Below are 19122 nucleotides of genomic sequence, written 5' to 3'. Positions count from 1 at the left end.
GTATTTCTATTTATTACTGATGAATTATTCAAGTCTATTTTACTGTTTGAAGCCAATTTCCCAGTGTTTGTCAAACTCGTATTATTTGCAGTTATTGTTTCTGATGCTAATATCTGTCCGCTGTTTATTAATACTGGTGCTGCCAGTTCTATATTATTAGCAGCCACAGTCCCTTGATTATTTATGTTATTCCCTTTTAAATTAGCTGTCTCCACAACTGTAATTTTATTAGTATTAACAATATTTCCCGATACATCCACATCAAGATTCCCTGTTAACATCTCACCATTATTAGTGAAAACATTCCCTCTTGACACTATCTTATCCGATACCTTCAAAGCTCCGCTATTTACCAAATCTCTGGCACTCAATAAACCACCGGCATTTATTACACTGTAATTCTCAAGATTCCCGATTATCACAAAATCTCCGTTTGTATTTACGGTTCCTCTGTTAAAAACATTCCCAGCCGTACTTACCCCAACGCCTGTATTTATCTTACCTGCTGCCTTATTATCAATATTTCCAGAAGACAACTTACCATTCGCAATTACTTCTCCATTATTATCAAGATCAGCTGTTGATATATTCCCCTCTGCTACTAACTTCCCTGTATTCACTGTATTTTTAGCAGTTAAATCTCCAGTTGTCTGTAAACTTCCGGAATTATTCAGAACCTTATTAATTATTATACTGTCCTTACCGTACACTATGCCATGATTAACAATATTCCCGCCTATATTAAGCAACTTATCTGAAAACAGCTTTCCTGTATTTAATACATCTAATCCTATTATTATATCTTTTGTACTTTGCATATCAGACTTATTCGTAAGACCCTTACCTACTCTTATCCCATTACCATAAACAAGTTCCTCTGCTGTAAGACTCCCATTTATGTTTAGAGCTCCTTCTTCTGCTATTATCTGACCTTTACTCATTACATCTTTTCCTACAGTTATACTATTCTTGGCATATAAAGTCACATTATTCTCAAGATCACCTGTTATCTCTATACTTCCTGCCTGTGTCCCTGCTCCGTTAAGTACAGCCTTATCTGCATCTATCTTTAAATTACCCTCTGTAAATGTTGATGTGTTTTGGATAAACTCCTTACCTTTTACTTCTATTCCTTCTGTTCCCTGTATTTTATTAGTGGTTACTGTCCCGTCAGCATTTATTCTAAGCACTTTCTGACTTATTAAATCGCCTTTTACTCCTATATCAGAACCAACTGCCACGAGATAAATATTCTGCCCGTAGATTGATCCTACTGCTGAAGCTGACACTAATACCTCGTTTGGGTTATCTCCCTGTTTCACTATCTGCTTTGTTGAAGTATTGTAATCATATTGTCCGCCTATTAAAGTCATATCATTCCCGTTTAGCTGCCCGTTTACCTTAAGTTCCTTTGCAAGAAGACTCAAACTCTCTGCCGCATTACCGTTAAAGCCTGTACCAATCTCAATTCGTCCGTCTCTAACCATTATTGTCATAAGATCATCTGTTATACGCCCTGTAGTGAATGTCACATTCCCGAACCTTCCTACCATACCCCCGTTAAGGTATATTCCGTTAGGATTTGTCCAGAAGACATCCATCTTCCCTGTTGACGCGGCTTCTATAAAACCATTTATCACCGTAGGGTCATTATGCACCCGTATCAATACCGCCCTTGCTGCTGCCCCACTATAGTTCTCGTTAGGAGCTATCAGCCCTCCAAGCTCACTCCGATAAACTGATCCTTCTTTTGGTGATATATTATTTAATATCAGATTCCTCTCATCTACACTCAGCCTGTCAAACTCATTTATTGAGATTCCCGCTCCGTTTGGATTTGCCAGTTCTATCATTGGAGTCCCGTTTGGTGCTGTTATCACCCTTACAGTATCTCCGCTCCTTGTTTTTATCAATGTACCGTCAGAAAAACTTATCATATTCATAAGCATTCCCAGCAACAGACCTATAGCTGTACTTTTCCTGCTAAAATTATTCCTCTTACCTTTCTTCATAAACTTCCTCACCTTTTTCCTTTTATTTGTATTTTATTGTTAAAAATTATATCATTAATTAATTGAAATTTCAATCAATTATTGGATGTAAATACTAATTTCACTGATTTTTTTAATTAATTAATTAAAAATCACACAATTATATTATAAATAATTTCAATTTAATCCTCTATAGTAATTTTCTCCTGTTCATTTTCGTTTTATAATTTCTCTTTGATAATTTCCCGGCTTTCTTAGAAATATAATCATAATTCTTTATTCTTAACATAGAATCAAAAACCAAACAACCATAAAAAAACACCCCATAATCTTCATCTTACACTCGATCATGAGATGTTCCATACTAATTTATCAATTTTTTTATTAATCTGATGACATTAAATTCCTAAAACATTCCCTACCAATTCATCCACATCATCAAAACAATTCACATAACTAATTTCCGGTCTTTCCAAAACGAGAATTTCCGTCCCTGCCTCAAGACAGGCCTCTATCTTCTCGGCCTCCCCGCCGGTTTCACCACTCTCCTTAGTTATTAAAACCTTTATATTATAATCCTCAAGAATAACCTTATTAAGATTCTTACTAAAAGGCCCCTGCACAGCAATTATTTTCCCCGCCATAAAGCCGAGCTTTTCGGCTTTTTCCACTGAGGAAACCGTCGGCAATATTCTTATATACAGATTATTCCCATCACTAACAGACTTTATATCCTCCAGATTATTACTTCCAAGAGTACTCAGTATATTTTCATTCTTATAAGTATCTCCTATATACCTCACTATTTTATCCAGCGAAGAGAATCTTTTCGCTCCTTCATAATCCAGCATTTTTCTCTCAAACCTGAAATACTTAATATTAAGATCTTCAGCCGCCTTCATCACATTATTGCTCACATTCACAGCATACGGGTGACTGGCATCAACTATAACATCTACACCTTTCCCATCTATAAGCAGCTTCATATCTTCAAATTCCAGCTTTTTATCAATCACTTCTATCCGCTCATCATTAAAAAGCTTTCCTCCATATTCTGTAGCAGTACTTACCAGAATTCTGCCGGCCCCCTTAGCAAGAAGTTTCCCGGCAATAACTCTCGCATCCTTAGTTCCTGCCACCAGCCAGATCATTTTCTTTCCTCTCTGAGCCATTCCGCTATATTTTTTGCATAATATGTAATTATAATACTTGCTCCGGCTCTTTTCATAGCATAGATTTTTTCCATAACTACAGCTTTTTCGTCTATCCAGCCATTTTGCGCCGCAGCTTTTACCATTGAATATTCTCCGCTTACACTGTACGCCACTATTGGTATATTATATTCCTGCTTTATTTTTGCAATTAAATCAAGGTAGGCAAGAGCAGGTTTTACTATTATCATATCCGCTCCCTGCTTTATATCCTCAAAAGCTTCGCTTAACACATCAAATTCTGCCCTGTAATCCATCTGATAAGATTTTCTGTCCCCAAACTTTGGAGCAGAATCTGCCGCATCCCTGAACGGTCCGTAAAAAGCCGATGAAAATTTCACTGCATAAGACATAACCGGTGTATTTTCAAAACCATTTTTATCCAGCTCTTCTCTTATTTTTTCGATTCTCCCGTCCATCATATCCGAAGGTGCTATAATGTCAGCCCCGGCCTTAGCATGAGAAACTGCTGTTTTAGCTAAAAGTTCCAATGTCACATCATTTAATACATATCCGTTTTCGTCAAGTATTCCGCAATGCCCGTGATCTGTGTACTCACAGTTACACACATCTGTTATTACAAGAAAATCAGGATAATCCTTTTTTATATATCTCAAAGCTTCCTGTACTATTCCGTGATCATTATATGCCTCACCGGCTCTGTCGTCTTTATGTTTCGGAATTCCAAAAAGAAGCAGTGCTTTTATTCCCAATGCCTGTACTTCATCCAGCTCCTCTTTCAGCCTGTCTATAGAATATCTGTATATTCCGGGCATAGAAGGAATCTCACTTTTTATATCTGCCCCTTCTTCTATAAATAATGGATATACAAGATCATCAATGTCCAGATATACATCTTTCACAAGATTTCTCATATTTTTATTTATTCTAAGTCTTCTGTGTCTTTTAAACATGTACGTTCACCCTCTTAACTAATGTATATTTAAATTAATTAATATCTATCAAGTTTCCTGTTTATAAATCCTCATTGTAAACAGGTCAAAGCATCAAATTTCCCTCACAATATTTCAGCACTCTGAAACTTGTATTTTCCATAAGATCTTTTTCATTCAGTTCATTTACATCTTTATTATCAATATAATTAAAGAAAAGTTTCAGGATTGTCCCATGCGATACTACCAGTACATTTCCAGTTCTTAGAGACTTTACTATTTTTCTTACACCCAGAACAAATCTTCTCAGTGCATGCTCCAGACTTTCTGCATTTATCTCTTTATTATTATAGTTTTTTATATCATTAAAGTAAAATTCTGCCTGCATAGGATATTTTCTGTAGATTTCCTTTATTTCCATTCCCTGCCAGTCTCCGAAATTTTTTTCATTAAACTCTTTCAGGCGTTTTATTCTATGTCTGCCATCGCTTAATATCGAAGCAGTTTCATAAGCTCTGCCGAGTTCACTGCTGTATACCTCGTCAAACTCCACGCCGCTGAGGTTCCCGGCAAGTTTTTGTATATCTTCTATCCCCTTTATTGTAAGCGGTGAATCCAGTTCGCCCTGAATTCTTTCCTCTTTATTCCAAAGAGTCTCCCCATGCCTTACAAAGTATATATTCAGCTGTTCTTCTTTACACATTAGGATATAACCTCACATCTTTTGTAATTTTGCAGGCCGCCTCTACAAAAGGAAACATCAGCACTGCCCCGCTGCCCTCTCCAAGCTTCATATTCATTAGAAATACAGGCTCTAGATTCATTTCTTTCATCAGCCATTTCATCCCCGGCTCTTCGCTGAGATGAGAAGGAATCATATAGTCTCTTGAATTCTCAGCCAGCTTATATGCAAGAAGAGCTGACACCCCTGATATCAGACCGTCTATTACCACAGGAATCCTGTTTTTGGCACAGCCCAGAAATGCCCCTGTCATAGCCGCTATGTCAAGTCCTCCTACTTTTGCCAGTACATCAAGCGGATCACTTTTATCAGGCTCATTTATTTTTATAGATTCTTTTACCACATTTTTCTTATGTTCCAGAGTCAGGTCATTTATTCCGCTTCCTCTGCCTACTATCTCTTCAAGAGGTATATCAGTAAGTACATTTAATACTGCACTGCTTGTGGTAGTATTTCCTATCCCCATTTCGCCCAGTGCAAAAAGATTATACCCTTTTTCTGCCAGTTCATCAACTATTTCTATGCCTGTTTCTACAGCCTTTACTGCTTCTTCCTTAGTCATTGCACTTTCACGTCTTATATTTTTTGTTCCGTTTTTCATAATTTTTCTGTTAATTATTCCCAAAAAATCTTTTTCGGAATCAATTCCCAAGTCCACTACTTTTACGTCAGCCCCGAATGAAACTGCCAGTGAATTAACAGAAGAATTACCATCCAGCATTGCTTCTACCACATACTGGGTAATCACTCTTTTCGAAGCACTCACCTTTTCTTCCTCCACGCCGTTGTCAGCTGCCATGACCAATACTATTTTTTTATCCGGAGTATAATTTTCTTTTATTCCTTCAAGCTGTATTGCCAAATCTTCCATTTTCCCCAGACCTTTCGGTGTTTTCAGCAGAGAATTCAGTTCTTTCTCTTTTTTCGTCATATTTTCCCTGTTAATTTTTTCTATACCTTCAATTGTTTTTCTTAATATTTCCATATTTGCCTCCTTATTTTCCGGCTTCTTTCCCTAATGCAGCAATGCACTCCCAAAGATGTAAATCAGAAAGTCGTAAATTAATAATTTTCAGAGGCGGGGGGACGTTGGTAATACAATTATTTCTGCATACAGTTTCTACCTCAATACAACTAGAGTTCATCTGCCTTATATTTAAATAATTCAGATAAAATAACAAAACTTTCTGCAAAATATATTACCAACGCTCCCCGACCTCTGTCTTTCCATAGTTACAATTTGATTAAATATTTTTTTCGCTTTTAAATACAAAAACTAATTTGATCAGCCTAAATTTCCGCTTATAGCAGCAAAGCTTTTTTCCACTCCTGCTGTAAGCTTCTCAAAATCTTCCTCATTATGAGCCCATGAAATAAAATGCGCTTCATATTTTGAAGGCGGAACTATTATTCCATCTTCAAGCATTGTAGAAAAATAAATATTATATGCCTTATCATCCGTAGCCATTGCATCTTCCAGATTTTCCACTTTTTTATCAGAGAAAAATATTGTATACAGGCTCCCAATATGATTTACAGTAGCTTTTATACTGTATTTTTCTATAAGTTCTTCTATCTTCCCCACCAGTTTCTTTGTTCTTTTTTCCAGAATATCATAAATTTCTCTGTTTTCCTTCAGAATATTTATAGTTTCAAGACCAGCACTTACAGAAACAGGATTTCCTGATAAAGTTCCCGCATGATACACATTTCCCACAGGTGCTACCATATTCATTATTTCTTTTTTACCGCCGAATGCTCCCACAGGGAAACCTCCGCCTATGATTTTACCAAGTACAGTCAGATCAGGATTAATATTGTATAATTCCTGTGCTCCCCCGAGGGATACCCTGAAACCGCTTATTACTTCATCAAAAATCAAAACTATATTTTTTTCCGTACACTTTTCTCTCAAAATTTCCAGAAAACTTTTCTCAGGTATTACCAACCCCATATTAGCGGGTACCGGTTCAAGGATAATACATGCGATATCATCTTCTGTATTCAGCAGTTCAATAAGCTTTTCCCTGTTGCCAAAAGGAAGTGTAACTGTATCTTTCATTACTCCCTCTGTTATCCCGTTGCTATCCTGATGACCAAAAGTAAGAAGCCCGGAACCGGCTTTTACCATAAGTGAATCTGAATGCCCGTGATAACATCCTTCGAACTTTACTATTTTATTTTTCTGTGTATATGCCCTTGCAAGACGTACTGCTGCCATTGCAGCCTCTGTTCCTGATGTAGTCAGTCTTACTTTATCTATTGACGGATAACAGTTTTTTATAAGTTCGGCAAGTTCCACTTCTTTTTTCGTGGGAAGACCAAAAGATGTACCCTCATCAAGGCTTTTTTTCACAGCATCAAGTACCTTTTCATTATTATGTCCCAAAAGCATCGGCCCCCATGAACCTATACAGTCAACGTATTCATTGCCGTCCACATCATAAAGTCTGCTCCCTTTGGCTTTTTCTATAAATATCGGATATTGCCTGTCCACAGATTTAAAAGCTCTTACAGGACTATTTACCCCGCCCGGAATTGATTTTTGGGATCTTTCAAAGATTTCCCCTGATTTTTTCGTATTCATCTAATCCTCCATAACTATGATTAATATAGCAACTCTGTTATATTGCCGGAACTCTTCCATTTATTCTGTTTATTAATTTCCAGAAGGTATTTCAAATTTCCCTATTGCTTCCAAAAGTCCTTCTGCTGTATAATTTTCTGCTTCTATATCCACATTTATCCCGTATTCCCTGATAGTATCACTTGTAACAGGCCCTATTGAAGCGATTGCCTTTCCCTCTAAAAGTTTTTTATCAGACCCTATACTCCCCATAAATGCTTCAAATGTAGAAGAACTCAGGAAAGTAAGTATATCGCTTTTATTTATATATTCCTCTGTTTCAGCTTTATCCCTTATTATCTTTTCTGTACTGTATACTTTTAGCGCCGTAAATTTTCTGTTATGCTTTTTTGAATAAACTGTTTCATCAAATGGCGAAATATCAGATGTTACCACAAGTATCCCGTCATTTTCCCCTGTAAATTCCACAGCCATCTCAGCAAGTTTTTCAATTTTATATTCTTTTGGAAAAAAATCAGGAATAATCTTATTTTTTTCGATTTCTTCCAGTGTCTTTATTCCCACAGCACCGATCTTTATATCCCCTAAAATCCTCAGGTCTTTTATCTTTCCGAATAATCCTCTTACAGCATTTGCACTGTTAAATAATACCGCTTTATATTTTTTGAAATCAGGAAGTTCAAAATCATTATATTTTATATTTATAAACGGAAGTTCCAAAGCACTTCCTCCGGCTTCATTTATTTTTTCAGAAAGTGAATGCACCTGCTCCTGATTTCTCGTTACCAAAACAGTTTTTCCAAAAAATTCCTTCTTCTCAAACCATTTCATTTTTTCACGCAGTTTTACCACTTCGCCTATTATAATAACAGCAGGAGATTTTACATTTTTCTCAATACAAAGCTTCTCTATATCTTTAAGAGTTCCCTCTGTCACCCTCTGCTTTGCAGTGGAACCATTTTCTATCACAGCAGTAGGTATATCCTTATCTTTCCCGTATTTTATAAGCTCTGTTGATATTCTTCCGAGATTTTTTACACCCATAAGAAATATCAGAGTACCTTCGAGCTTTGCTGCTGCTTCAAGGTTCGGCCAGCTTCCGTCCTTTTGTGTATGTCCTGTAAATATATGAAATGATGTATTAATACCTCTGTGGCTCACAGGAATCCCCGCATATTCAGGGACAGCTACAGCTGAAGTAATACCCGGAATAAGCTCAAACTCAATACCTTCCTCCACAAGTTCCAGTATTTCCTCTCCGCCTCTCCCAAAAACAAAAGGATCGCCGCCTTTCAGCCTTACGGTATTCTTCCCCTCTTTAGCCTTTTTTACAAGAATCTTGTTTATCTCTTCCTGTATCAGCCCGCCTTCGGTATTTTCCTTGCCAAAATAAATAAGTTCAGCATTCTTTCCTGCATAATTCAGCACGGCACTTCCCACTAACCTGTCATAAACAATGCAGTCTGCATTTTCCAGAGCATTTTTCAGCTTCACTGTTATTAATCCCGGGTCGCCGCACCCTGCTCCTGCTATATATACTTTTCCGTTACCCATTTATCTGCCTCCTGATTATATCAGCCAGTTTTTCTGCTGCTTCTCTTGGATTCGCTGTACTTCCCCATGCCTCGCCGAAATACATTTTTTCATCTGAACAAAACATCCCTTTTAAAAATATCTCTTCTCCTTTTATTACTGCAAAACACCCCATTGGTGTGTGACACCCTCCGTCAAAAATTCTTGAAAATTCTCTTTCTGCCTCACATACTATTCTTGTTTCCCTGTCATCTATTTCTTTTAGTATTTCTAATATTTCATCATTGTTCTCCCTGCACTGTACGCATAAAATCCCCTGTGCAGGAGCGGGCGGCATTTTTTCCGGATCTATATACTCGCTTATTCTATTCTCAAGCCCTGTTCTGATAAGTCCTGCCGCCGCAAGAATAATTCCGTCATATTCTCCTGAATCCAGCTTCCCGAGTCTTGTATGTATATTTCCTCTAATAGGTTTTATTTCCATGTCAGGATATAATTCCATTACTGCTGACTTTCTTCTGAGGCTGCTTGTACCTATTACCGAACCAGCCGGCATTTCTGAAAAAACCGTGTTATTTTTCGAAACCAGTACATCCCTGTTATCTTCTCTTATAGGAAAACAGGCATTTATAAGTCCTTTTGGCGAAATCTGCGGCATATCCTTCATTGAATGAACTGCAAAATCTATTGTCCCCTCAAGAAGCTCTTTTTCTATCTCTTTTACAAACATGCTTTTCAGCGAAGAATCCCCTCCCCAGTTCGTAGTCTGGTCTTTATCCCCGCTTGTTACTATCTTTTTTATCTCTATTTCAAGACCGGGAATCTTTTCAGCAAGCATTTTTTTTACGGTTTCTGCCTGAGCTACTGCCAAAAGACTTCCTCTTGTCCCCATTATTATTTTTCTCATTATACTGCCTTCTTCCTGTATTTTACAAAATATCACATTCCAACAACATCTATGTTTTATCAAAAAATATTAATTTCTCTGATATCTGTTCCTAAGCTTTTCTTCCAGTTTCACCATCTGTTCCTCAATTATATAATAATACTCATCAGCTATATCATTTCTTCTGTCTATATTTTTATTATATTCATCCCATATATCTTCAAGGTGAAACAAAGTCACATTGGAATATTTTTTCAGCTCGGTATCTATATCCCGCGGCACTGCGAGGTCAAGAAAAAACCTCTCTTTTCCGTCGCTGATTATCTCTCGCATGAAGCTTTCTTTCAGTACCAGATGCGGTGCTGATGTGGCACTGATAATAATGTCACTGTCCTTTACCACTTTATATTTTTCATCAAATTCCGCAGTCATAACCCCGTGAAATAATTTCTGCACTTCTATTGATTTCTTTCTGCTTCTGTTTGTCATTGTTATTTTATCGCTGTTTACCTTGTGAAGTATGGCAAGTATTTCCTGACTTAATTCTCCCACACCAATTATAAATATATTTTTATCCTCAAGATTGGAAAATTTTGATTTTATAAATTTTACGGCTATAGAATCCAAAGAAAGATTTTTTCTGCTTATTCCGCTTACACTTCTGAATTTTTTCCCCGTTTCTACTGCTTTATTAAAAATAATATTCAAAAGTGCGGAAGTTTTCCCGTTTTCCATATATTCAAGATATGTTTTTTTTATCTGTGCCAATATCTGGTCTTCTCCTTTTATAATGGAATCCAGACCGCAGATAACCGTAAGAAGATACTTCACTGCATCTTCACCGCTGTAAATCCTCGTATTTGAAGCATTCATCCTTTCTAAAAACATATCAATATCAAAATTCTCACTGATTTCCAGATAAAGTTCCACACGCAGGCATGTTTCAAGAGCAGTATATCCTCTTATTTCTTTTCTCTGAAAATAATCCTCAACTATATTTTTATAACCTGTCCTGATGAATTCTTCCCGTTCATCAAGATTCAGATTTTTATAGCTGAAACTTATAATATAAAAATTCTCTGCTTTCATGCTATTCATTCTCATTATCTCCATTAATGACTTCATCTAATTTTTTTATTACAATATTGTTATTTTCCCTGTCTTTCACTGCAAGTCTTATAAATGTTTCATCAAGATAGGTGAAATTTGACGCATCCCTTATAAGTACACCTTTTTTCAGCATTTCGCCCCTTACATGTGAAGCACTTTCATTATACATTTTCAATAAAATAAAATTAGTTTCTGTCTTATATACTTTTATATTTTTTATTTTACTAAGTTCATTAAACATATATTTCTTTTCTTCTTTTATCCAGTTTTCAGTTTTTTCTATATACTCAGTATTTGAAAACAGCGTTTTTCCAGCAAGTTCTGCAAATGCATTAACACTCCACGGCTCTTTCAGACTGTCAAATATCTCTTTCAGGCTGCTGTCAAAGAACAAAGCATACCCCAGTCGAAGACCCGGCAGAGCAAAGAACTTTGTTAATGCCCTTATTATAAAAAGGTTTTTTTTATTAATATCCTCCCCGGCAAGACTGCTGCTTACACCGCCTTCCACGAATTCCACAAATGCCTCATCCACAAAAAGCCTTGTACCATACTTATCACATTCAGATAACAAATCCCGTATTTCTTCTTTTGGCAGGAATCTTCCTGTGGGATTATTAGGATTACAAAGAACTATCAGATCATAGCCTTTTTGTAATTCATCTTTCAGTCTTTCCATATCAGGCTGAAAATCTTCTGTCTCCTTCAAATGAAAATAAGTAATTTCACATTGAGGTGCTGCTGACTTTATCCCTCTTTCATATTCTGCAAAAGTCGGAGATAAGATAAGCGCCTTTTCAGGTTTCACAGCTTTCATATATAAAAATATAAGTTCTGTAGCGCCATTTCCCGCTAAAACATTATCTATTCCAGTCCCGTTATATTCCGCGATAGTTTTTCTCAAATCATAGTAATCAGGATCAGGATATTTTTCCAAAATGTCCATATTTTCTGTTATTGCTTTTTTCAGGCTCTCCGGGAGTCCGAAAGGATTAATATTCGAACTGTAATCCAGTATTTTATCCACTTCTTTTTCCCTAAAAATCTTATATATATTTCCGCCGTGTAAATCCATTTATTTCTCCTTTTGTAATAACCTAAAATATTTTCAAAACAGCTGCATATACTGCTGAACAAATAATCAGCCCCAGAAAACTGCTTACATACAATATCTTTATATTCTTTTTTATGTCCTCTGTCTGAAATTCCCTTTTTTTGTCCCCGATCACCGGTTTATCGTATTCCTTTCCAAAATAAGACGTTCTCCCTCCGAACTGTATTCCCAAAGCGCCTGCTACTGCTGCTTCAGGATGTGCAGAGTTAGGACTGGCATGATTTTTTCTGTCTCTGAAAAATATCCTCCATGCACTTTTATAATCATACCTTAGAAAGAAACATGATAGCGGAATAAGCAGTCCTCCGGTAATCCTCGCAGGAATAAAATTAGCCGCATCATCCAGCTTCGCCGAGAAACACCCGAATTCTCTGTATTTCTCATTTTTATAACCCAGCATGGAATCCATGGTATTTATTGCCTTATATACCATTGCCAGCGGCAGCCCGCCTATAAACATATAAATCATCGGCGCTATTACACCATCTACAGTATTTTCAGAAATTGTTTCCATTGTACTTCTTATTATATCATTTTTTTCAAGACTTTCTGTATCTCTTGATACGAGATATGAGAGTTCTTTTCTTGCTTTTGTAAGATTTCCATCTTTTAATATTTTGTACACTTTTCTTCCTTCATCTCCCAGACATTTAACCGAAAACACAGTATACATAAGATATATTTCCACAATAACAAACTTTTGCAGAAAATAACACACAATAAATGTTACTGCTAAAACTGTGAGATTCAGAATCATTCCAAAAAATTTTTTATTTGAAAATCCAATCAGCCGTTTTTCAAGAAAACTTATCAGCTTTCCTATTGCCTGAACAGGATGCGGAATTACGTAAGGATCACCGAATATAAGATCCAGAATATATGCAATGTATATTTTCAGAATAAATACCAAGTTTACTCACCTTCCATTATTTTGTAAATTTTTTCAATATCCAGATTCTGACGTATTACATCAGCAAGTTTATTATATTCCTGCTCTTTGAACTCCTGAAAATCAAAATATTCCTCTACCTTATCCAGACCTTTCATTTCTCTGATTTTATTTAATAAAAATCCTGTAAAATCCCCGTTATCAAAAATGCCGTGAACATAAGTCCCTATTATATTTTCTCTCACTGCACCTTTTATATCTTCCGGAGTACCAAGAATAATTTTTCTGCTTCCGGTACTTATTCCCTGATGAATCTCATATCCGCTTATTTCCAGCCCATTACCACCGGCGAGAATTCCCCCTGTGCGTGATAATTTATCAGTATACTGTGTTGTTGTTTTCTCTCTTAGCATAACAGTTTCTATATCCAAGAGACCAAGACCAGGTATTTCGCCTATACTTGACTCTATGTTATACGGATCAGTGATTTTAGTCCCGAGAATCTGGAATCCTCCGCATATACCAAATATCACAGTACCCTGTTTCGCAGCTCTTGCTATTCTTTCGCTTATTCCTTTATCTGACAGATCTTTCATATCCTCAATAGTATTTTTAGACCCCGGAATAATAATCATATCTTCGTCTCCAAGCTCAGAAGCCTTTGTTACATATTTGATATTCAGGTCGCTGTATTGATCAAGGGCATTTATATCAGTGAAATTAGATATATGCTTTAATTTTATTACAGAAATATTTATCTTTCCATCTCTTTTTACATTGAAATTTTTTATCCCAAGGCTGTCCTCTTCTTCTATTTCCAGCTTTACATAAGGCAAAACTCCCAAAACAGGTATATTAATCAAGTCTTCCAGCATTTTTATCCCCGGTTCCAAAAGGGAAACATCTCCTCTGAATTTGTTTATTATAATTCCTTTTATTCTCTTTCGTTCACTTTCTTCTAGAAGCATTACAGTACCGTAAATCGAGGCAAATACTCCGCCCCTGTCAATATCCCCCACTAGAACCACAGGCGCATCTGCCATTTCTGCCATTCCGGTATTCACTATGTCATCTTCTTTCAGGTTTATTTCTGCCGGGCTTCCTGCTCCTTCAAGTACTGATATTTCAAAGTTTTCCCTTATATAATTATAGGCTTTCATTATTTCATCCTTGAGATTATGCTTAAAAGCGAAGTAATCACGGGCATCCATATTTTGGAGAACTCTTCCGTTTACTATCACCTGTGACTTTCTGTCTGTAGTAGGCTTCAGCAGAATAGGATTCATAAATACTTCCGGTTCTATTCCCGCAGCTTCTGCCTGTACTACCTGAGCTCTTCCCATTTCTTTGCCGTCTTTTGTAATAAAAGAATTCAGCGCCATATTCTGTGATTTGAAAGGGGATGTTTTATAGCCATCCTGCATGAATATTCTGCATAAACCAGCTGTTATTACACTTTTCCCTACATTTGATCCTGTTCCCAGTATCATTATATTTTTATGTTTCACCTTTTCCCCTTCCTTGATACATTCTTCCGGAGTCAGATTACTTAATTCCGGATAATGTATCAGAACAAAATTATTTCAGCCATTACTGCTACCTTTTTATTGTTTATTTTTATATTAAATCCGTTAATATCTATGTAATATGCAAAATCATCTTCCTCATTGTCATTCCTGAATCTTTCGAAGCTGAAAAAATAATTTTCCAGTTCCCTGTCGTATGAAATTATCCGCTTTTTAAAACTTTCCCTTTTCTGTGTTTCTTTTTTCCCATGGTCTACAGCCAAAAAATGATATGCAGTTTTTTCTGCTTTTTTATTTTCATAAAATAATTTCATCAGTTTTTTTTCGAGATATTCCTGCTCCTGTGAAAGTTCTGCAAGTATACACAGTGCGTTTCTTTTTCTTCTGTATATTTTTCTTATTTTGTAAACAGCAGGTTTCGCTAAATAAAGATTGTGTACTTTACGATACTTAATGTCCAGTGATTTTTTTGAGTATACACTTAAAATTAATATCACAATTATAAAAAATAATGCTATTCCTGCAAATATCCCCAAAACTTTCCTATTTCCCAATAAAGCATATAATTCCCCGCCATAAATACCGAAAATAATATCCAGTATTGTAAAAACAAACCACAGTACCAAAAATGTAACTGCCATTACCCGAAACAGCCTTTTCAAAGTATCTGAAATACATGTCAGTCTGATATTTTTCCTGAAATATTCAAAATCTTTCAGATTATATATATATATTTATTCTCATTTATTATCATGTCTCTAGTCCTTAATTATTTTATTTTTACCGGAATCCCCGAAACTACCATGTATACCGCATCTGATTCAGCGGCAATAATCTGATTCATGCTCCCGGCAATATCTCTGAAATATCTCCCGAGCGGATTTTCAGGAACCAGTCCCAATCCCACTTCATTTGAAACTATAATAATATCGCCCATATATATTTTATTAAAATCAAGAATCTTATTTACCTCTTCCAAGACAGCTTTTTCTATTTTTCCCGGAATATCATCAGGTATATTTTCCCAATCTCCGTCATATTCCTCAAACATAATATTGCTGATCATATTCGTAAGACAGTCCAGTAAAATAACATCTGCATCATCTATAGTACCTTCCAGTGCCTTATCAATATCTTTATAAGCTTCTATGGTAACCCAGTCTTCACCTCTCTGTAACCTGTGCTTTGCCACCCTGTTTTTCATTTCATTGTCCCAAATAACAGAAGTTGCCAGATACACTCTTTTCTCCCTTTTAAAAGCCAGACTTTCGGCAAATTTGCTTTTTCCGCTTTTAGCGCCGCCTGTTATAAATATAATTCCCATAAAAACCTCTCACATAAACTTTAATTTTCCTGGATAATAATATTTCTCATTATCCATATTCCAAACAACCCAGAATTAATATTTATACCCTCTCGGAGTTATTATTTTCCCGTTTCTCATAAATGTTTTTGAATTACCTACGATTATCACAGTAAGCATATCTATTTCATGATCAAACATAGTTCCCAGAGTTGCCGCTGTTACTTTTTCATCTTCTCTTCCTGCATTTCTTACTATTGCCACAGGAGTTTCAGCTGATTTATATTTCAGCATTATTTCTGCCGCTTCTTCTATCTGTGTTACTCTTCCCTTACTTCTAGGATTATACAGACTTATTACAAAGTCTCCCTGACTTGCCAGTTCCACTCTCTTTTTTATCAAGTCCCAGTCAGTCAGCAGATCACTCAAACTTATTGTAGCATAGTCATGCATAAGCGGAGCTCCTGCTGTGGCCGCTGCCGCGTTGGAAGCTGTTACCCCCGGAATTATTTCTGTTTCTATCTCCTCTGGCACTATTTCCAGCATTATTCCTGCCATACCATATATTCCGGCATCGCCGCTGCTTATAAGACTCACGGTTTTCCCGCTTTCGGCTATTTCCACTACTTCACGGCATCTGTCCACTTCTTTTTTCATTGGTGAAGAGATAAGTTCCTTTTCGGGAAAGTATTCTTTTATCAAATCAATATAAGTTTTATATCCTATAATAACATCGCTTTTTTCAAGAGCGTCATATGCTCTGAAAGTCATGTCCCCTTTTTTTCCCGGACCTATTCCTACTACATAAATTTTTGCCATTCTTTTATTACCTCCGCTTTTATTCCTTTCGGCATTTTTCTTCTTATTTTATATTTCTTCTGCACCATAAGCTTCTTCATATATTGATATTGTTATCCCTTTATAAATCAGCTTTTCCGCTATAAATTTCCCGTTTTTTCCTGAGGCCAGATAAGCACACGGCTCTGATACCGCACTCACCCCAGTCTGCGCCTTTACGAATTCTGATTCTTTGTGTATTTTCCCTTCCAGTTCGAGTATCTCTTCCTTTGAAAAAAACACCAGTTCCTTCCCCAGTTCGCTAAAAGCTTCCAAAAGTCCTTTTTCATCTTTTTTCAGCCATGCAGAAGCTCCTTTTTTCACAGAGCCGGGTTCCAGATTATATTTCTCCAGTGCATCATTCACAGCATGCAATATTTCTGCTTTTTCGGTATCTTTTTTACAGCCGACTCCAAGGATAATATTTTTTGGAATAATCTTGCTTATCTCTATATTTTTTCTATTCGATACTATAATTGCCCCGGAAACATTCTCATCTTTCTGCGTTATATTTTCAGGCAGTATAAGCTTCACCTTTTCTCCGTTCACTATTAGTGCAGTGACCTTTTTAGCCCCTTCTAAATCCGCAAGTCCGGCATCCAGCTTCTGCGATAAAGTATCCACAGCTATCTTACCCCCTGCATCAGAAGCAGTGGTAATTACCGGAATGCTCCCCAAAATTCCCGCAAGATACCGGCATTCCTCATTGGCTCCTCCAAGATGTCCTGATAACAAAGAAATAACAAAATTCCCCTGTTCATCAGCTACCACTATTGCCGGATCTTTGTCCTTGGAATCCGGAAGACCGTCTATTACCCTTACTGCTATTCCTGCTGCGGTAATAAATACATGCAGATCATATACATTAAATGTTTCATTTACTGTCTCTTTCAATGTTCCCTGCATTACTATACAATCCAGATTTTCTGCATACTCTGATATACGTTTGGATATATACAGGTCTGTATTGTACCTTTTATCTGTCTTTATTATTTCAGCCAGTTTCAGGGCATTTTTACTTACACAATAAACAGCTGTTTTCATTCACCGCTTCCCTTTCTATACTCATGTGTAAAACTTTTATCATATAGCTTTGATTTGGAATACTTGTCTCCCATAAACCATCCTACGAGAATCTGTGCAGTTTTTGTTATATTTTCCTTTTTTACAAGCTCTGCTATATTTTCCAATGTGCCGTTTACTATTTTCTGATCAGGCCATGTTGCTTTTTGTATCACAGCTACAGGTGTTTCCTTCTCATAATACTTACTTAGTCTTTCCACCACACTGTCTATCATCTGAACAGATAAAAATATTGCCATTGAAGCCTTATGACTCGCAAGTGATTCAAGACTTTCCCCTTCTGGAACAGGGGTTCTCCCTTCGAGCCTTGTACAAATTACAGTCTGACTTACATCAGGAAGTGTAAATTCCTTTTTTATTGCCGCAGCCGATGCTACAAATGAGCTGACTCCGGGAATTACCTCATATTCTATCCCGTGTTCGTCAAGAATATCCATCTGTTCTCTTATTGCACCGTAAATACTCGGATCTCCTGTATGCACTCTTGCTACTGTTTTATTATCTTTTATCCCGTTTACAGTTACCTCCATAACTTCGTCAAGGTTCATCACCGCTGAATTATAGATTTCGGCACCATCCTTATGACAGGCAATAATATCTTTATTTACCAGTGAACCGGCATAAATTATTATATCCGCTTTCTCTACTATTTTCTTTCCTTTTACGGTAATCAGATCAGGATCTCCCGGCCCTGCACCTATAAAATAAACTTTCTCCACTTTTTCAGTCCTCCTTTTTTTAATATTAAAGTGGAAAAATAATGGATTTTTTCAGCCTTTGCTACATCTGTTATTATTTCCTCGTTTTCTTTCCCACAATTTGATATTAATATGGAATTTTCAATATTCCCTGTATCTTCCAGTGCTTTTTTCAGCCTTTCAAAATTCCTGCTTAATTTCATAAAAACAACATTGGTATTATTCTCTATTTCCTTATAAATATCGGTATTTTTATTTAATGATACTATTTTAAGATCCTCATCACCTATTACAAGGGGTATATTCAGTCTTGAAGCCATACTCCCGAATGAAGTTATTCCCGGAACTGTTTCCACTCTGTCAGTTTCTTCAAGATATTCCAGAATATATGTATAAGTGCTAAAAACCATAGGGTCGCCGATTGTCAAAAAAACTACATTCTTTCCGTTTTCCAGCTCTTCCTTGATTATATCAGCATTTTTCTTTCTGCTTTTTTCTTTTTCCTTTATATCCTCAAGCATAGGAAATTCCAGAAAAAGTTTCTCTGTATTTTCCCTGATATGTTCCTTTACTATTTCAAATGCTGTACTTCCTTCATTTTTTTTAGCTTCGGGCAATACGAGAACATCAGCACTTTTCAATATTCTCACTGCTTTTAATGTAAGTTCTTCTTCATCGCCTACACCTACACCCACTCCGTAAAATTTTCCCTTCATTTT

Annotated in this window: 17 protein-coding genes and 1 pseudogene; all 18 read right to left on the bottom strand. The window is 36.4% G+C overall.

What is annotated here, in order from left to right; all coding sequences use genetic code 11:
• Positions 1-2012, bottom strand: a pseudogene (locus NK213_RS11600) (adhesin); the annotation flags it as partial.
• A 377-nt stretch (positions 2013-2389) separates the two neighbouring features.
• The gene (cobK, locus tag NK213_RS11595) at positions 2390-3142 is read right to left on the bottom strand and encodes a precorrin-6A reductase (RefSeq protein ID WP_253349305.1); all 753 of its coding nucleotides are present in this window, start codon (positions 3140-3142) and stop codon (positions 2390-2392) included.
• Entirely contained in the window at positions 3139-4116 is a 978-nt protein-coding gene (gene hemB, locus NK213_RS11590; protein WP_253349303.1) for a porphobilinogen synthase, read from the bottom strand. The genes cobK and hemB overlap by 4 nt, the downstream gene beginning before the upstream one ends.
• Before the next feature lie 85 nt (positions 4117-4201).
• Positions 4202-4798, bottom strand: a complete 597-nt coding sequence (locus NK213_RS11585) for a histidine phosphatase family protein (RefSeq protein WP_253349302.1) — start codon at positions 4796-4798, stop codon at positions 4202-4204.
• Positions 4791-5822, bottom strand: coding sequence for a nicotinate-nucleotide--dimethylbenzimidazole phosphoribosyltransferase (gene cobT / locus NK213_RS11580; RefSeq protein ID WP_253349300.1), 1032 nt, complete (start codon positions 5820-5822; stop codon positions 4791-4793). The genes NK213_RS11585 and cobT overlap by 8 nt, the downstream gene beginning before the upstream one ends.
• A 300-nt stretch (positions 5823-6122) precedes the next feature.
• Positions 6123-7424, bottom strand: a complete 1302-nt coding sequence (gene hemL / locus NK213_RS11575) for a glutamate-1-semialdehyde 2,1-aminomutase (RefSeq protein ID WP_253349298.1) — start codon at positions 7422-7424, stop codon at positions 6123-6125.
• Positions 7425-7496: 72 nt separating this feature from the next.
• Positions 7497-8978 (bottom strand): uroporphyrinogen-III C-methyltransferase, encoded by a 1482-nt coding sequence (gene cobA / locus NK213_RS11570; RefSeq protein WP_253349297.1) that lies wholly within the window; start codon positions 8976-8978, stop codon positions 7497-7499.
• Positions 8971-9864: a hydroxymethylbilane synthase gene (gene hemC, locus NK213_RS11565; protein ID WP_253349295.1), complete on the bottom strand. Its 894-nt coding sequence runs from the start codon at positions 9862-9864 to the stop codon at positions 8971-8973. Before hemC ends, cobA begins: the two co-directional genes overlap by 8 nt.
• A 69-nt stretch (positions 9865-9933) precedes the next feature.
• Positions 9934-10941, bottom strand: coding sequence for a glutamyl-tRNA reductase (gene hemA / locus NK213_RS11560; RefSeq protein WP_253349293.1), 1008 nt, complete (start codon positions 10939-10941; stop codon positions 9934-9936).
• On the bottom strand, positions 10934-12028 hold the full coding sequence (gene cobD / locus NK213_RS11555) for a threonine-phosphate decarboxylase CobD (RefSeq protein ID WP_253349291.1): 1095 nt from the start codon (positions 12026-12028) through the stop codon (positions 10934-10936). Before cobD ends, hemA begins: the two co-directional genes overlap by 8 nt.
• Before the next feature lie 22 nt (positions 12029-12050).
• Positions 12051-12977, bottom strand: a complete 927-nt coding sequence (gene cbiB / locus NK213_RS11550; protein WP_253349289.1) for an adenosylcobinamide-phosphate synthase CbiB — start codon at positions 12975-12977, stop codon at positions 12051-12053.
• A 2-nt stretch (positions 12978-12979) separates the two neighbouring features.
• Entirely contained in the window at positions 12980-14464 is a 1485-nt protein-coding gene (locus NK213_RS11545; protein WP_253349286.1) for a cobyric acid synthase, read from the bottom strand.
• A gap of 59 nt (positions 14465-14523) precedes the next feature.
• Positions 14524-15123, bottom strand: a complete 600-nt coding sequence (locus NK213_RS11540; protein WP_253349285.1) for a hypothetical protein — start codon at positions 15121-15123, stop codon at positions 14524-14526.
• Between the two features lie 128 nt (positions 15124-15251).
• On the bottom strand, positions 15252-15806 hold the full coding sequence (gene cobU, locus NK213_RS11535; RefSeq protein ID WP_253349283.1) for a bifunctional adenosylcobinamide kinase/adenosylcobinamide-phosphate guanylyltransferase: 555 nt from the start codon (positions 15804-15806) through the stop codon (positions 15252-15254).
• A gap of 75 nt (positions 15807-15881) precedes the next feature.
• On the bottom strand, positions 15882-16604 hold the full coding sequence (gene cobJ / locus NK213_RS11530) for a precorrin-3B C(17)-methyltransferase (protein ID WP_253349281.1): 723 nt from the start codon (positions 16602-16604) through the stop codon (positions 15882-15884).
• Positions 16605-16652: 48 nt separating this feature from the next.
• Positions 16653-17666, bottom strand: coding sequence for a cobalt-precorrin 5A hydrolase (gene cbiG / locus NK213_RS11525; RefSeq protein ID WP_253349279.1), 1014 nt, complete (start codon positions 17664-17666; stop codon positions 16653-16655).
• On the bottom strand, positions 17663-18424 hold the full coding sequence (gene cobM, locus NK213_RS11520) for a precorrin-4 C(11)-methyltransferase (protein ID WP_253349277.1): 762 nt from the start codon (positions 18422-18424) through the stop codon (positions 17663-17665). Before cobM ends, cbiG begins: the two co-directional genes overlap by 4 nt.
• Entirely contained in the window at positions 18403-19119 is a 717-nt protein-coding gene (cobI, locus tag NK213_RS11515) for a precorrin-2 C(20)-methyltransferase (RefSeq protein WP_253349276.1), read from the bottom strand. The genes cobM and cobI overlap by 22 nt, the downstream gene beginning before the upstream one ends.
• Between the last annotated feature and the right edge of the window lie 3 nt (positions 19120-19122).

Origin of the sequence: Sebaldella sp. S0638 (assembly GCF_024158605.1) — a bacterium.
In the GTDB taxonomy this organism is placed as follows: domain Bacteria; phylum Fusobacteriota; class Fusobacteriia; order Fusobacteriales; family Leptotrichiaceae; genus Sebaldella.
Note: the sequence above shows the minus strand (reverse complement) of the source record. Positions and strands in the feature narration are given on the sequence as shown.

What these genes read in the sequence shown, in the direction of transcription:
- NK213_RS11540 (WP_253349285.1), bottom strand. Translation starts at nt 15,123, where the DNA reads ATGGCAGTTACATTTTTGGTACTGTGGTTTGTTTTTACAATACTGGAT.
- NK213_RS11585 (WP_253349302.1), bottom strand. Translation starts at nt 4,798, where the DNA reads ATGTGTAAAGAAGAACAGCTGAATATATACTTTGTAAGGCATGGGGAG.
- cobA (WP_253349297.1), bottom strand. Translation starts at nt 8,978, where the DNA reads ATGGGTAACGGAAAAGTATATATAGCAGGAGCAGGGTGCGGCGACCCG.
- cobT (WP_253349300.1), bottom strand. Translation starts at nt 5,822, where the DNA reads ATGGAAATATTAAGAAAAACAATTGAAGGTATAGAAAAAATTAACAGG.
- hemB (WP_253349303.1), bottom strand. Translation starts at nt 4,116, where the DNA reads ATGTTTAAAAGACACAGAAGACTTAGAATAAATAAAAATATGAGAAAT.
- hemC (WP_253349295.1), bottom strand. Translation starts at nt 9,864, where the DNA reads ATGAGAAAAATAATAATGGGGACAAGAGGAAGTCTTTTGGCAGTAGCT.
- cobK (WP_253349305.1), bottom strand. Translation starts at nt 3,142, where the DNA reads ATGATCTGGCTGGTGGCAGGAACTAAGGATGCGAGAGTTATTGCCGGG.
- cbiG (WP_253349279.1), bottom strand. Translation starts at nt 17,666, where the DNA reads ATGAAAACAGCTGTTTATTGTGTAAGTAAAAATGCCCTGAAACTGGCT.
- cobD (WP_253349291.1), bottom strand. Translation starts at nt 12,028, where the DNA reads ATGGATTTACACGGCGGAAATATATATAAGATTTTTAGGGAAAAAGAA.
- cobJ (WP_253349281.1), bottom strand. Translation starts at nt 16,604, where the DNA reads ATGGCAAAAATTTATGTAGTAGGAATAGGTCCGGGAAAAAAAGGGGAC.
- cobI (WP_253349276.1), bottom strand. Translation starts at nt 19,119, where the DNA reads ATGAAGGGAAAATTTTACGGAGTGGGTGTAGGTGTAGGCGATGAAGAA.
- hemL (WP_253349298.1), bottom strand. Translation starts at nt 7,424, where the DNA reads ATGAATACGAAAAAATCAGGGGAAATCTTTGAAAGATCCCAAAAATCA.
- hemA (WP_253349293.1), bottom strand. Translation starts at nt 10,941, where the DNA reads ATGAATAGCATGAAAGCAGAGAATTTTTATATTATAAGTTTCAGCTAT.
- cobU (WP_253349283.1), bottom strand. Translation starts at nt 15,806, where the DNA reads ATGGGAATTATATTTATAACAGGCGGCGCTAAAAGCGGAAAAAGCAAA.